A 13,872-nucleotide genomic window follows, 5' to 3' on the forward strand; every position below is an offset into this window, starting at 1 on the left:
CTGGCCATGCTTGTGGGAGGAGGGGCAGTCATCGCTCCTCTGGCCGCGCAGGCGAGCGTCACGTCCGACGCGCAAACACAGTCAGGAAGCACCTCCTCATCAAAGGATGTGCAGGTGATCGCGTTCCAGCAGACATGGAACACCATCGCCAAGGAATGCACCAGCACATACGGACCTGAAGGCGTGGGCTATGTCGAGGTGTCCCCGCCTCAGGAATCCATTCAGGGAACGTCATGGTGGACCTCCTATCAGCCCGTGAGCTACACGCTCAACTCGAAGTTGGGCACCAGCAAGGAGTTCGCGTCGATGGTCACGACCTGCAAGGCCGCGGGGGTTGGGATCATCGCCGATGTCGTGCTCAACCAGACGACCGGGGCATCCTCCACATCGGAAACCAAAACCGGAGTCGCTGGGACGAAGTACAACGCCGCCACCGGGTCCTATCCAGGGTTCACCGGCTCGAACAACAAGTACTCCAGCGGTCTGTCATCCTCGGACTTCCATTCATGCACGTCGTCGATCTCCGACTACACGAATCAGACCGAGGTCCAGGAATGTCGTCTGAGCGGCATGTGGGATCTCGACAGCTCGTCGGAGAAGGTCCGGGACATTCAATCCGACTATCTCGCGGAGCTCTACAACATGGGAGTGTCCGGTTTCAGAATCGATGCCGCCAAGCACATCAACACCGATGATCTCAAAGCGATCAAGGAGCAGATGGCGAAGAAGGTCGGGAAATCGGCCGACGACATCTACTGGATCCAGGAGACCATCGGAAACTCCAGTGAGGCGTCGGGAATCCAGCCGTCGAACTACACGCAGAACGGCGAGGTCACCGAATTCGGATTCGCCAGCGAGATGAACCAGAAGTTCAAGGGCAAGATCTCACAGTTGAAGGGACTGTCCAGCAGACTCATCTCCTCGGACAGCGCCAACGCCTTCGTGGCGAACTGGGACACGGAGCGCAACGAGGGATCGTTGACCTACAAGGATGGAGCGCGCTATCAGCTCGCCAACGCCTTCCTTCTGTCGTACGGATACGGGACTCCTCGTCTGCTGTCGGATTACAAATTCGACAAATCCGATGATGGCGCCCCGGGAGCCACGGACACATCGGTCCCCGACGTGGACATGAGCACGGCATGCTCGACGAACACGAGCAACTGGAACTGCGAGCAGCGTTGGACATCGACGCGAGGCCTTATCGCGTTCCACAACTATGTCGGAAAGGCCGCATTGACCGACTGGCAGGATGATGGCGACAACAACATCGCCTTCTCCCGTGGAGATAAGGGCTTCATCGCCATCAACAACGACACCGAGTCCAAGGACGTCACCTACACCACCACACTCGCCGACGGCGTGTACTGCAACGTCTATTCGACGCTCGACTGCTCGCAGACCGTGACGGTGAAGGATGGAAAGGTCTCCACACCCATCGCGAAGCGCTCCGCCATCGCCATCTACGCCGGAGCCACCAAGTCCAGCCACACCGAGTCCTCGGTGACCACCGACCCCTCTGATCCGACACTGGACGAGAAGGCCGACACTGTCGTCGCGGATGACACCACACTCACCGTCTACTACAAGCCGACAAACAACTGGTCGACTGTCTACATGCACTATGGCGTCGGCAGCACGTGGACCACGGCTCCCGGCGTAAAGATGTCGGGACCGGACTCATCCGGCTATTATTCGCTGAAAATCGACACGTCAGGTGAGGCGGTGCAGCTCACCTTTAATGATGGAAGCGGCGATTGGGACAGCAACAGCGGGAAGAACTATTCCGTCGCAGCGGGAGTCAACATCGTAGGAGTCACCGACGGGACCGTCACCTCCGGGAATCCCGAGACGCTTAGCGCTCAGACTCGTCTGGTCGTCCATTACCGAGCGGCGTCGAATGACACGGGACGCGGCGTGTACTTCTGGGGCTCCAACTCTTCCACGGGCGACAGTCTTGACGGTCGGTATATGTCATTCACGGGGACCGACTGCTGGGGCAAGGTGCTTGACACCACCGTCGATGGCTCGTTCTCGAGTCTGGGTCTGATCATCACAACCGAGGGCTGGGACAAATACGGCGGAGACCGCACGGTGACCGTCGGCGACGACGGAACCGCCGAGGTCTGGATTGATGGACAGTCCTCCACGGGAGATACGACGACGCTGGCCACCAAGCCGGATGATTACTCCTGCAAGGCGACCACTGTCAATCTCACCGTCCACTACTACCGTTCGGATGGCACGTTCTTCTATTCCTCCGCGACGGACACCACGGTTCCCCAATGGGATCTGTGGATGTGGACATCGAGCATGAGTGGATTCAGAGTCGCCATGACCGGCCACGATGCCTGGGGCGCAGTGGCCACGAAAACGCTCACCGACAGCACCGAGGTGTCCAGCATCGGACTCCTGCGCCGCTATGGAAAGGACTCCTGGACAACCAAGGATCCTGACGACAGCAACCACTTCGTCCCCACCAGCGCGATAGTTCCCGACGCCAACGGCACCGCCAATGTCGAGGTCTGGCTCGTCCAGGGCGATTCCACCGTGTACACCGCGCGCCCCGCAACGGGAGCGGCGGTGAAAAGCGCCGAGATCTCCAAGTTCACGGAGCTCACGGCCAAGCTGTCCAAGTCGGTGACGACGGCGGACATCAAAGACAAGGTCACTGTGACCGACTCGTCCGGGAAGACCGTGAACGTGAAGTCGGTCAAGGCGTCCGGAACGGCTGTCACCATTACCACGGCCGACGAGCTCTCCGTCGCGGGGAAGTACACGGTTGCCGTCGAGGGCTTCGGCTCCGCAGACGCGATCGCCGGAGCTGTGGTCCGCACGGACGCCTTCGACACGAAGTACGCCTATGACGGCGACGACCTTGGCGCCACATGGAACAACGGCTCTCCATCGTTCAAGGTGTGGGCTCCCACGGCCACGGGCGTCGAGCTTGTGGTCTACAAATCGGCCGGAAGCGCCGACGCGGCTGAGTACTACACCTCCCCGATGACCCGCAGCACCAAGGGGGTATGGTCCGTATCGCTCGACAACCTCGACACAAACAACGCCGCGTACAAGCAGGGTCTGGCCTACACGTACCGACTGACCTTCGCCGATGGCATGGTCAACAACTCGGCCGACCCCTATGCGACCGCGGCGGTGGTCAATGGGGGCAGGTCGGTCGTCCTGCCCACCTCCGCAACCACGGTCACGGGCTCGACGACCCGCATGGCATCGTTCGGGAACGCCAGCGACGCATCGATCGCCGAGATGAACATCCGAGACTTCTCCATCGCGAAGAACTCAGGAATCTCGGCCTCGAAGAAGGGCAAATACCTCGGTGTGGTCCAAAGCGGAACCACAACCACCAAGGGCGCTGTCTCCGGTCTGGACTATCTCAAGAAGCTCGGGGTGTCCCACGTGCAGATCATGCCGATGTACGACTATGGCAGCACCGATGAAACCAGCGACTCGTCTTACGATGCCAAGAAGTCGGATGGCTCGTATCAGCAGAACTGGGGCTATGATCCGGTGAACTACAACGTTCCCGAAGGGTCGTACTCATCGGATGCGTCGAATCCGTCCACACGCATCGTGGAGGCGAAGGAGATGGTCAAGGGACTGCACAAGAGCGGGCTTCGCGTCATCATGGACGTGGTGTACAACCACGTCTACAACGTGGACTCCAGCTCGTTCAACCTGACGGTTCCCGGATACTACTTCCGCTATGACTCCTCTGGCAAGCTGACGAACAACTCGGGCTGTGGCAATGACACCGCCTCGGAGCGGGCGATGATGCGCAAGTACATCGTGAACTCCGTCACCTACTGGGCGAAGAACTACAACATCGACGGATTCCGGTTCGACCTCATGGGTCTGATCGACACGACGACGATGAAGGAGGTCCGCGCGGCGCTCAACAAGATCGATCCCTCGATCATCATCGTCGGTGAGGGCTGGGATATGAACACCACGATGGCCAAGAGCGAGATGTCGACGCAGCCGAACGCCTACACGTTCGCATCCAATTCCGACAACGGCATCTCGTTCTTCAACGACTCCCTGCGCGACGCGGCCAAGGGATCCGTGTTCTCGGACACGGACACCGGCTTCGTCAGCGGCAAGCAGGGGATCGCGGCTCTTGTGGCGAACAACCTCCTTGGATGCGCCAATTCCTCAGGAACCGCGTCAACGGCCCTGTGCACGAACGGCACGACCAATGTGAAGTACGGAAACGCCGGGCAGGTGGTGCAGTACGTCGAGGCGCATGACAACATGACGCTCTATGACAAGCTGCGAGCCAGCGTGCCGACCGATGATGACGCCACCACGGTCAAACGGGCCAAACTCGCCGATTCCATGGTTCTGCTCTCGAACGGACTGCCCTTCTTCCAGCTTGGGCAGGAATTCCTCAGAACGAAGGGCGGGGACGGCAACAGCTACAACTCGGGTGACTCGGTGAACGCCATCGACTGGGACCGCACGGAGACGTACTCGACATCCGTGAACTACGTCCGTGGTCTTCTCGCGCTGCGCAAGAGCATCCCCGCGCTGAGGACCTCCAGTTACGCGACGATCGCCAAGAACACCAAGGTTCTCTCCGAATCGGGGTCGGTGGTCGCCTATCAGGTCACGGACACGTCGGATTCCAAGAACCCGAAGACCTATGTGCTGATCTTCAACGCCCAGGATTCCACCACGTCCACGAAGGCCAGGTCGCTGGCCTCGTCCAACGCCCAGACCGTGTCGCTGAACAACGGAACATACAAGGTTCTTGTGGCTGATGGAGAAGTGAGCACCGAGGCGAAGGCATCAGAGGTCACCGTAAGTGATGGCACCTACACGCCAGCCGATCTTTCGGCGACTGTGCTGGAACTCGTGACTACCTCCAACGACGGCGGGTCATCCGATAACGGGTCGAACAGTGGAACGGGAACGAATGGCGGAAGCTCCTCATCCAAGGACAAGGACACGTCCAGCGCCAGATCCTCGAGGAACGCGAAGTCTGACGACAAGGAATCCGCATCGCTGCTGTCCGCGACCGGATCCTCGGTCGGAACACTTGTGCTGGTCGTTCTCGCGATGTCCCTCACGGGGGCTGGAATCGTAGGCGGTGTACGTATGACAAGGCGGAAGGACCACTCACGATCCTCCCGCTGACGTTTGACGTCATGCCGAGCAGGAACGGGGCGTCGCAGACCATGTGTGTCATATCCATTGACGCGATGGCCGGCGGCGCCCCGCCCGCGGTGTTTCGGGGGAGTGCAACGATGGTCATGTCCGAGTCGGCCGACAAGATGAATGCCTGCGGGCGAATGCCGTCGCATGGTCCGGCACGGATGCCGTGAGGGCATGAGCGCGGTCGGCCATGGAACATGCGTCGCTTAACACGACGGGCGGGCCATCGGATGTGATGGATCACCGGATGTGACGGGCTAGGGAGCCGGCAAGGGTCGCCGGCATAAAACAGGAGGATTCGGATGCGCGCTTCGAAGGGTGTGTGGGGAAGGATTCGTTCGGTTGGGGGAGCGGTGCTCGCCATTGCTCTTTCAGCAGCGCTGGCGGTGTCCACCGTGCAGGTTCCCACCGGATATTCCTCAGGATTCACGGCATCCGCACATCGAGGCGATGTCATCGTGACCGCCTTCCAATACAACTGGAAGTCGGTGGCGAAGGAATGCACTCAGGTGCTGGGCCCCGCCGGCGTGGGATACGTTCAAGTATCGCCTCCTCAAGAAAGTATTCTTGGATCATCCTGGTGGACGTCATACCAGCCCGTCAGCTATCAGCTGGACTCGAAGGAGGGCACGGCATCCGAGTTCCGTAACATGGTCAGCACATGCAAGGCGGCCGGAGTGGGAGTGATCGTCGACGCCGTGATCAACCACACAACTGGTGTGGACACCGCGAAGGGTGTCGGCACGGCCGGAAACACGTACACAAGCACCGGAGATTTTCCCGCCGTACCCTACACCGCCAAGGATTTCCACTCCTGCGCCGAGAACATCATGAACTACCGCAATGTCACGGATGTGCAGGAATGCAGGGTAAGCGGGCTACAGGATCTGGACACATCGTCATCCCACGTCAGATCGGTTCTCGCCCAGTACTTCACGACACTTCTCAGCATGGGGGTGGCGGGCTTCCGCGTGGACGCCGTCAAACACATCGCGGCCGACGATGTGCTCGCCATCAAGAAACTTGTCGCGAAGAGGACGGGACGGTCGATCAACAGCATCTGGTGGATGCAGGAGGTCATCGGCAACGTGAACGAGGCGGAGGAGATCCAGCCCGATAAGTATCTGCGGTCAGGGCAGGTCAGCGAATTCCAGTACGCCTATCGTCTCAAGCGGCTGTTTGACGATTCCCTTATGGGAGGAAGCCTGACTCTTGACGAGATCGCATCGAATCTCGTGGCCAGCTCGAAGGCCTCGGTGTTCGTCACCAATTGGGACACCGAACGGGACGCGTCGACCTTGACGTACAAGGATGGCGACAAATACACGCTTGCCACCGCGTTCATGCTCGCCTATCCGTACGGATCGGTGAACGTGTTTACCGGATACCGCTTCACCGACACCAACGCCGGGGCACCAGGAGCCACCAGCGATTCCGTTCCCGACACCGTCTGCGACGCCTCGTCGACATCGGGTACGGGGTGGACGTGCTTCGACAGGAACGCTTCGATCATCGGAATGATCGGCTGGCACAACATAGCGGGTAGCACCCCGCTGATCGACTGGCAGACAGACGGCGACAACGTGGTCGGCTTCGGCAGGGGAGGGCGTGCCTTCATCGTGCTCAACAACTCATCGTCGGCCGCGCGCGTGACGTACGAAACCAGTCTTCCCGCCGGGTTGTACTGCAACGTGTACAAGGATTCGACATGCATGTCGAAGATTCGCGTGGGAGTCGATGGACGGTTCACCACGACGGTTCGGGCGGGTTCGGCGGTCGCCTTCCACGTGGGCTCCCGACCATGATCGCCGTCGGGAAACGCTGAAAACGGAAACACGCGGGGTCCGGCAGTGATGATAAGCTGAAGTTCCATGGCTAGAAGACAGCATGGCAGTTCACAGGGGCACGTCACCAAACACATTTTCGTCACCGGCGGGGTCGTCTCGTCCCTTGGAAAGGGCCTGACGGCATCATCGTTGGGACGCCTGCTCCGCAGCCGGGGAATCCGGGTTCTCCAGCAGAAGCTCGATCCCTACATCAACGTCGATCCGGGAACGATGAACCCCTTCCAGCACGGGGAGGTCTACGTCACCGAGGACGGGGCCGAAACCGATCTGGACATCGGTCATTACGAGCGCTTCCTCGACGTCTTCCTCAGCCAGAAGGCGAATGTCACGACCGGCCAGATCTATCAGTCGGTTCTGCGCAAGGAGCGGGCGGGTGAGTACCTCGGGCAATGCGTGCAGGTCATCCCTCACATCACCAACGAGATCAAGTCCCGTATGCGTGCGCAGGCGTCCGATGACGTCGATGTCATCATCACCGAAATCGGCGGGACCGTCGGCGACATCGAGTCGCAGCCGTTCCTGGAGGCCGCACGGGAGGTGCGTCGGGATCTGGGCCCGGAGAACTGCATGTTCGTCCACGTGTCCCTAGTTCCCTATATCGCCGCCGCCCATGAGCTCAAAACCAAACCGACGCAGCACTCGGTCATGATGCTGCGTCAACTCGGCATTTCACCGGACGCCCTTGTTCTGCGTTCGGACCGGCCATTGTCGCAGCCCATCAAGGACAAGATCTCCCTGATGTGCGATGTCGACGAGGAGGGCGTCGTCAACTGCGTGGACGCCCCGAGCATCTATGACGTCCCGAAGATCCTCTTCAATGAAGGTCTTGACGCGTATGTGGTCCGTGAGCTCGAGCTCCCGTTCCACGACGTGGACTGGGCCGACTGGGAGGATCTCCTCGACCGGGTCCATCATCCCAAGCACGAGGTCAACATTGCGATCGTGGGCAAGTACATCGACCTTCCTGATGCCTACCTGTCCGTGACCGAAGCCATCAAGGCGGGCGGCTTCGCCAACTACGCGAAGGTCAACGTGAAGTGGGTCGCGGCGGATCTGTGCGAGACGAACGACGGGGCCCGCGCCGCGCTCGCCCAGGTCGACGGCATCGTCATTCCCGGAGGATTCGGAATCCGAGGGATCGAAGGGAAAATAGGCGCTCTGCGATACGCGCGTGAGAATAAGCTGCCCGCATTGGGGCTATGCCTTGGCCTGCAGTCCATGGTTATTGAGTACTCACGACACGTTCTGGGACTTGAGGATGCGAACTCCTCCGAGTTCGAGCCGGACTGCGAGAACCCCGTCATCGCCACCATGGAGGAGCAGAAGGACATCGTCAACGGCAAGGGGGATATGGGCCACACCATGCGTTTGGGATCGTATCCGGCGGAGCTTGAGGAGGGCTCTCTGGTAGCGCGGTTGTATGGCACCCAGCACGTCACCGAACGTCACAGGCATCGCTATGAGGTGAACGTCTCGTACAAACAGCGTCTGCGCGAGGCCGGCCTGCGCATCAGCGGCGAAAGCCCCGATGGCGAGCTGACCGAGTTCGTCGAGCTTCCGCAGGATGTCCATCCCTTCTATGTGGGAACGCAGGCACATCCCGAGTTCAAATCCCGTCCGACCAAACCCCATCCCCTTTTCGCGGGACTGGTGAAGGCCGCACTGGACCATCAGGCGGCATGACGGTCGGAGATTCGACCTTCGACCGGATTCCGACAGCGTGAGCCGATTCCCGAAGACCCGTTGTGGCCACAAGCCCAGCGGGTCTTTCGTCGTCCACGCTTCCGCGAAGACCGAGCTCCGCACACGATTAGCGGAGAGCCGATTTTCACCCGGCGATTCTAGTTTTTGCACTCGGATTCTGTTAGGTTAACGGTTGGTAGCAACCCAACGAATGGAGGCAGCGGACGTGACGAATGAGACGTCTCAGGCCGCGGCGGACGTGGAGATGAGCCAGTATGTGGCCGACCGCTCGCGCGTCAACGAGGAGAAGATCAAACGCGACGACGAGATCATCGGCCAGTTCGGCGACTACGGCTATGGCTGGCATGATTCCGACGCCGCCGGGCGCGCCGCGCGCAAGGGCATTGATGAGGGAGTGGTGCGCGCGATCTCCGCGGACAAGCATGAGCCCCAATGGATGCTGGACATCCGGCTCAAAGGCTATAAGGCATTCCTCGAGAAGCCCATGCCCAACTGGGGCGTGGACCTCACAGGCTTCAACGCGGATGATTTCAAGTACTATGTGAAGCCGCTCGACAAGCAGGCCCAGACATGGGAGGACCTTCCCGACGACATCCGCAAGACCTACGACAGACTGGGGATTCCCGAGGCGGAGAAGAAAAGGCTTGTCTCCGGAGTCGCCGCGCAGTATGAGTCCGAGGTGATCTACAACTCCATCAGGGAGGACCTCAAGGAGCAGGGCGTCATCTTCGTCGACACTGACACCGCCGTGCGCGAGTACCCCGATCTGGTGCGCAAATACTTCGGAACCGTCGTGCCTCCGGCCGACAACAAGTTCGGCGCGCTCAACACCGCGGCATGGTCGGGCGGATCCTTCGTGTACGTTCCCAAAGGCGTGCATGTTGACATCCCGCTGCAGGCATACTTTCGTATCAACACTCCGAACATGGGCCAGTTCGAGAGGACCCTCATCATCGCCGACGAGGGATCGTACGTGCATTACGTGGAGGGGTGCACCGCGCCGATATACTCCACGGACTCACTGCACGCCGCCATCGTCGAGATCATCGTCGAGAAGCACGCGAGGGTTAGATACACAACCGTGCAGAACTGGTCGAACAACGTCTACAACCTTGTGACCCAACGGGCCTACGTCCGCGAGGGTGGAACCATGGAATGGGTGGATGGCAACATCGGATCCAAAGCGACCATGAAATACCCCGCCTGCATCCTGGCCGAGCCCTACGCCAAGGGGTCCACGATGTCCTTGGGCTTCGCGGGCACCGGGCAGTATCAGGACACGGGCGCGAAGATGATCCATCTGGCACCCCACACAAGTTCCACCATCGTGGCGAAGTCCATATCGCGAGGCGGCGGACGCTCCGCATACCGCGGGCTTGTCAAGATTCTCAAGGGGGCCGAGGGATCAAGCTCCTCAGTGGTGTGCGACGCGCTTCTGGTGGATGACTATTCCCGTTCGGACACCTACCCCCACGTCGACGTGCGCGAGGACGACGTGTCGATGGCCCATGAGGCCACGGTGTCGAAGGTATCCGAGGACCAGCTCTTCTATCTGATGAGCCGTGGCCTGGAGGAGAAGGAGGCCATGGGGATGATCGTGCGCGGGTTTGTGGAGCCCATCAGCCGCGAGCTTCCCATGGAATACGCCTTGGAACTCAATCGTCTGGTGGAACTGCAGATGGAAGGATCGGTGGGCTGACCCATGACGGAGGAACAACAACTGACCAGGGATCCGGGCCGGACCACGCCACGCGAACCCACCATCCCGACGGCCGACCCGAAGAACCCCTATGCCTTTCCCGCGGCCATGCCATCGAGCGCCGACCGTGAACCGCGCAGCTTCGAGGTGTCGTCCTTCCCCGTGCCCACGCGCAAGGACGACGACTGGCGCTTCACGCCGATCAACAGGATCACAGATTTCTTCGAATCGTTCGTTCCCTCCCATGCCACGACCGTGCGGGTGACCTCCATGGATGGCTCCGCTCCGGACGACGGGAACGTCAGGGTGTCGACCGTGCCGATGGGGCAGGAGCCCACTGGCACGGTCATGAGGCCCAGCGATCGCGCCTCCGCCGTGCAGTGGTCGGTGACGGACAAGGCCACCGTCGTCGATCTTGACGGAGAGCCAGACCAGCCCGTCCTGATCTCGATCATCGGCGGCGGCACCGATCTGGACTCGCTGCATCTGGTGATCAGGGCCCGTGACCGTTCGCATGCGGACGTCGTGATCGAGCACCATGGTCTCGCCAATCTGTCCGAGGGCGTGGAAATCGTCACGGGACGGGACTCCCGCATCTCCACCACGTTCATCCAGGAGTGGGATGCCGGGTCACGGCATGTGGGAAGCCACAGAATCCATGTGGGAGAGGGTGCGTCCCTGCGTCATTCGATGGTGACGTTGGGGGGAGATTTCGTCCGCATCCGCATGGACCAGGAGTTCGGCGGTCCCCAAGGCGATCTCAACATGCTGGGCATCTATTTTGTGGATCCGGGCGAGCATATCGAGCATCGCACGATGGTGGTGCACAACCATCCCGAATGCCGGTCGCGTGTCGTCTACAAGGGCGCGCTTGATGGCCGCCACGCGCATTCCACCTGGGTGGGCAACGCGTTGATACAACCGACGGCTCCAGGAACCGACTCCTATGAGCTCAACCGGAATCTCGTCCTCACGCCGGGAGCCATAGCGGATTCCGAACCCAATCTTGAGATCGAGAACGGCGACATCATCGGTGCGGGCCACGCCAGTTCGGTGGGTCGCTTCGACGACGAGGAGCTGTTCTATCTGCAGTCCCGCGGCATCCCCGAGAAGGAGGCGCGGAAGCTGGTCGTCAGGGGTTTCTTCGGGGAGCTTGTTGATGAGATCGGCGTCCCGGCGATTTCCGGGCATCTGATGGAGGTCATCGACCGCCGCCTGTCGCGCGGCGAGGATCAGGCCATGCGAACCGTATTGGAGGAGAAGTAATCATGTCAACCCTGCAGATCAAGGATCTCTACGCGTCCGTGGAGACCAAGGAGGGTCGCAAGCAGATCCTCAAAGGCGTTAATCTGACCGTCAACTCCGGTGAGACCCATGCCATTATGGGCCCCAACGGATCCGGAAAATCGACGCTCGCCTACACTCTGGCCGGTCATCCCAAATACGAGGTCGATTCGGGAGAGGTTCTGCTTGATGGAGTGGACATCCTCAAGCAGACCCCCGACGAGCGGGCCAAGGAGGGGCTGTTTCTGGCGATGCAGTATCCGGTGGAGGTCCCCGGTGTGTCCATGACAAACTTCCTGCGCACGGCGAAGACGGAGATCGACGGGAAGGCCCCTGCCATACGCGCCTGGGCCAAGGACCTCAGCGCGTCGATGAAAAGACTGCGCATGGATCCGAAGTTCGCGACCCGATCGGTGAACGAGGGGTTCTCCGGCGGCGAGAAGAAAAGAGCCGAGGTTCTGCAACTTGAGCTTCTCAAGCCCAAATTCGCCATTCTCGATGAGACGGATTCAGGCCTTGACGTCGACGCGCTGCGCATCGTCTCGGAGGGCGTCAATCGGGCCAAGGAGAACACCGGCATGGGAATACTCATGGTGACCCACTACACGCGCATCCTCAAGTACATCAAGCCCGACATCGTCCATGTTTTCGCCGAGGGCCATTTCGTGCGCACGGGAGGCCCGGAACTTGCCGACGAGCTGGAGGAGCAGGGATACGACCGCTATCTTCCAGAAGGCGCGCAGACGGAATCGGCGCTGGCATAGCGGATGTGAACGGATCGTCCCGCCGGGCACGTGGCTACCATGCGGGGAGCAAACACACCACAGGATTCTCATAATCGAGGAGATGGAAGGCGTCATGACGGATTTCACAGCGTTGCGCGGGCAGTTCCCCATACTTGACCAGACTATTCACGGACATCCGCTGATTTATCTGGACTCCGCCGCCACGTCCCAAAAGCCCGAGGTGGTCATCAACGCGGAATCCGATTTCTACCGGTCGATCAACGCGGGAGTCCATCGCGGGGCCCATGAGCTTGCCGCCCGAAGCACCATGGCGTTCGAGCACGCGCGCGCGTCAATCGCCGCGCTGGTCGGAGCAGACGCGCGAGAGGGCCATGAGGAGATCGTCGTGACCGCTGGTGCCACGGCGGGGCTCAACCTTCTTGCCACGGCGTTCGGAAACGCCTCTCTGGGACGTGGAGGAGATGCCGCGCGGCGCTTTGCGCTTAAGCCGGGCGACAACATCGTCGTATCACAAGCCGAACATCATTCCGTTTTGCTTCCCTTCCAGGAGCTGGCCGCCCGCACCGGAGCCACTTTGTCGTGGTTCGGCCTGACCAATGACGGCCGCGTCCGCACGGATATGGCCGACGACGTCATCACGGAGCGGACGAGGATCGTGGCCATCACCCATGTGGGGAACACGACGGGCGCGATCACGGACATAGCTCCGGTGGTCAAACGGGCACATGAGGTGGGTGCGATCGTCGTGTTGGACGCCTGCCAATCCGTTCCCCACCTCGCCGTCGATTTTCAGGCGATGGGCGTTGATTTCGCGGCGTGGAGCGCCCACAAGATGTACGGGCCAACTGGTGTGGGATTCCTCTATGGCCGTAGAAAGCTTCTTGAGGCTCTTCCTCCGGCGAGTTTCGGCGGGTCCATGGTCGAGTTGGCGTGGATGGACAAGCCTGCGCAGTATATGGCGCCCCCCGCCCGTTTCGAGGCGGGAACGCAGCCGGTGGCTCAAGTGGTCGCGGCCGCGGTGGCCGCGGACTGGATGCGGTCTGTGGGGATGGATGAGATAGAACGCCACGAGAGATCCATCACCCATGAGCTGCTCAGACTTGGCGATGTGGAGGGGGTACGCATCCTCGGTCCGCGTGGCGAGGACAATCGGATTGGCACTGTGGCCTTTGAGGTCGAGGGTGTGCACCCGCACGATGTCGGGCAGTATCTTGATTCCTTGGGCATCGCCATCCGGGTCGGTCACCACTGTGCGCAACCCGTCCATCGTCATTTCGGAGTATTCGCATCAAACAGGGCGTCAACCGGCGTGTACAACACCGCGCAGGAGGCACGTGATCTGGTCGAGGCGGTCAGGGGAGTGCGGCCTTTCTTCGGGGCATGATCCCGTGGACCGAACCGGATTCGTCAAGATTCA

Annotated in this window: 7 protein-coding genes; all 7 read left to right on the forward strand. The window is 60.7% G+C overall.

The window, feature by feature from the left end; translation table 11 throughout:
- Nucleotides 1–5,157 (forward strand): type I pullulanase (gene pulA, locus Q1X90_RS07265; protein WP_366944472.1); only part of this gene is annotated, 5,157 nt, incomplete at its 5' end.
- Nucleotides 5,158–5,477: 320 nt separating this feature from the next.
- Nucleotides 5,478–6,980 carry an alpha-amylase family protein gene (locus Q1X90_RS07270; RefSeq protein WP_300768567.1) on the forward strand — a complete coding sequence of 501 codons (1,503 nt, stop codon included), beginning with the start codon at nucleotides 5,478–5,480 and terminating at the stop codon, nucleotides 6,978–6,980.
- Between the two features lie 66 nt (nucleotides 6,981–7,046).
- Entirely contained in the window at nucleotides 7,047–8,705 is a 1,659-nt protein-coding gene (locus Q1X90_RS07275) for a CTP synthase (RefSeq protein ID WP_300768569.1), read from the forward strand.
- Between the two features lie 265 nt (nucleotides 8,706–8,970).
- On the forward strand, nucleotides 8,971–10,425 hold the full coding sequence (gene sufB / locus Q1X90_RS07280; protein WP_300768623.1) for a Fe-S cluster assembly protein SufB: 1,455 nt from the start codon (nucleotides 8,971–8,973) through the stop codon (nucleotides 10,423–10,425).
- A gap of 3 nt (nucleotides 10,426–10,428) precedes the next feature.
- Entirely contained in the window at nucleotides 10,429–11,691 is a 1,263-nt protein-coding gene (gene sufD / locus Q1X90_RS07285) for a Fe-S cluster assembly protein SufD (RefSeq protein ID WP_300768571.1), read from the forward strand.
- Between the two features lie 2 nt (nucleotides 11,692–11,693).
- Nucleotides 11,694–12,473 carry a Fe-S cluster assembly ATPase SufC gene (gene sufC / locus Q1X90_RS07290; RefSeq protein WP_300768573.1) on the forward strand — a complete coding sequence of 260 codons (780 nt, stop codon included), beginning with the start codon at nucleotides 11,694–11,696 and terminating at the stop codon, nucleotides 12,471–12,473.
- 94 nt (nucleotides 12,474–12,567) lie between these two features.
- On the forward strand, nucleotides 12,568–13,839 hold the full coding sequence (locus Q1X90_RS07295; RefSeq protein WP_300768575.1) for a SufS family cysteine desulfurase: 1,272 nt from the start codon (nucleotides 12,568–12,570) through the stop codon (nucleotides 13,837–13,839).
- Nucleotides 13,840–13,872: the final 33 nt, after the last annotated feature.

The organism is uncultured Bifidobacterium sp., assembly GCF_949292005.1.
GTDB lineage: Bacteria > Actinomycetota > Actinomycetes > Actinomycetales > Bifidobacteriaceae > Bifidobacterium.

Excerpts from the sequence above, each read along its gene's own strand:
- Q1X90_RS07270 (WP_300768567.1), top strand. The coding sequence starts at position 5,478 with ATGCGCGCTTCGAAGGGTGTGTGGGGAAGGATTCGTTCGGTTGGGGGA.
- Q1X90_RS07275 (WP_300768569.1), top strand. The coding sequence starts at position 7,047 with ATGGCTAGAAGACAGCATGGCAGTTCACAGGGGCACGTCACCAAACAC.
- sufB (WP_300768623.1), top strand. The coding sequence starts at position 8,971 with ATGAGCCAGTATGTGGCCGACCGCTCGCGCGTCAACGAGGAGAAGATC.
- sufD (WP_300768571.1), top strand. The coding sequence starts at position 10,429 with ATGACGGAGGAACAACAACTGACCAGGGATCCGGGCCGGACCACGCCA.
- sufC (WP_300768573.1), top strand. The coding sequence starts at position 11,694 with ATGTCAACCCTGCAGATCAAGGATCTCTACGCGTCCGTGGAGACCAAG.
- Q1X90_RS07295 (WP_300768575.1), top strand. The coding sequence starts at position 12,568 with ATGACGGATTTCACAGCGTTGCGCGGGCAGTTCCCCATACTTGACCAG.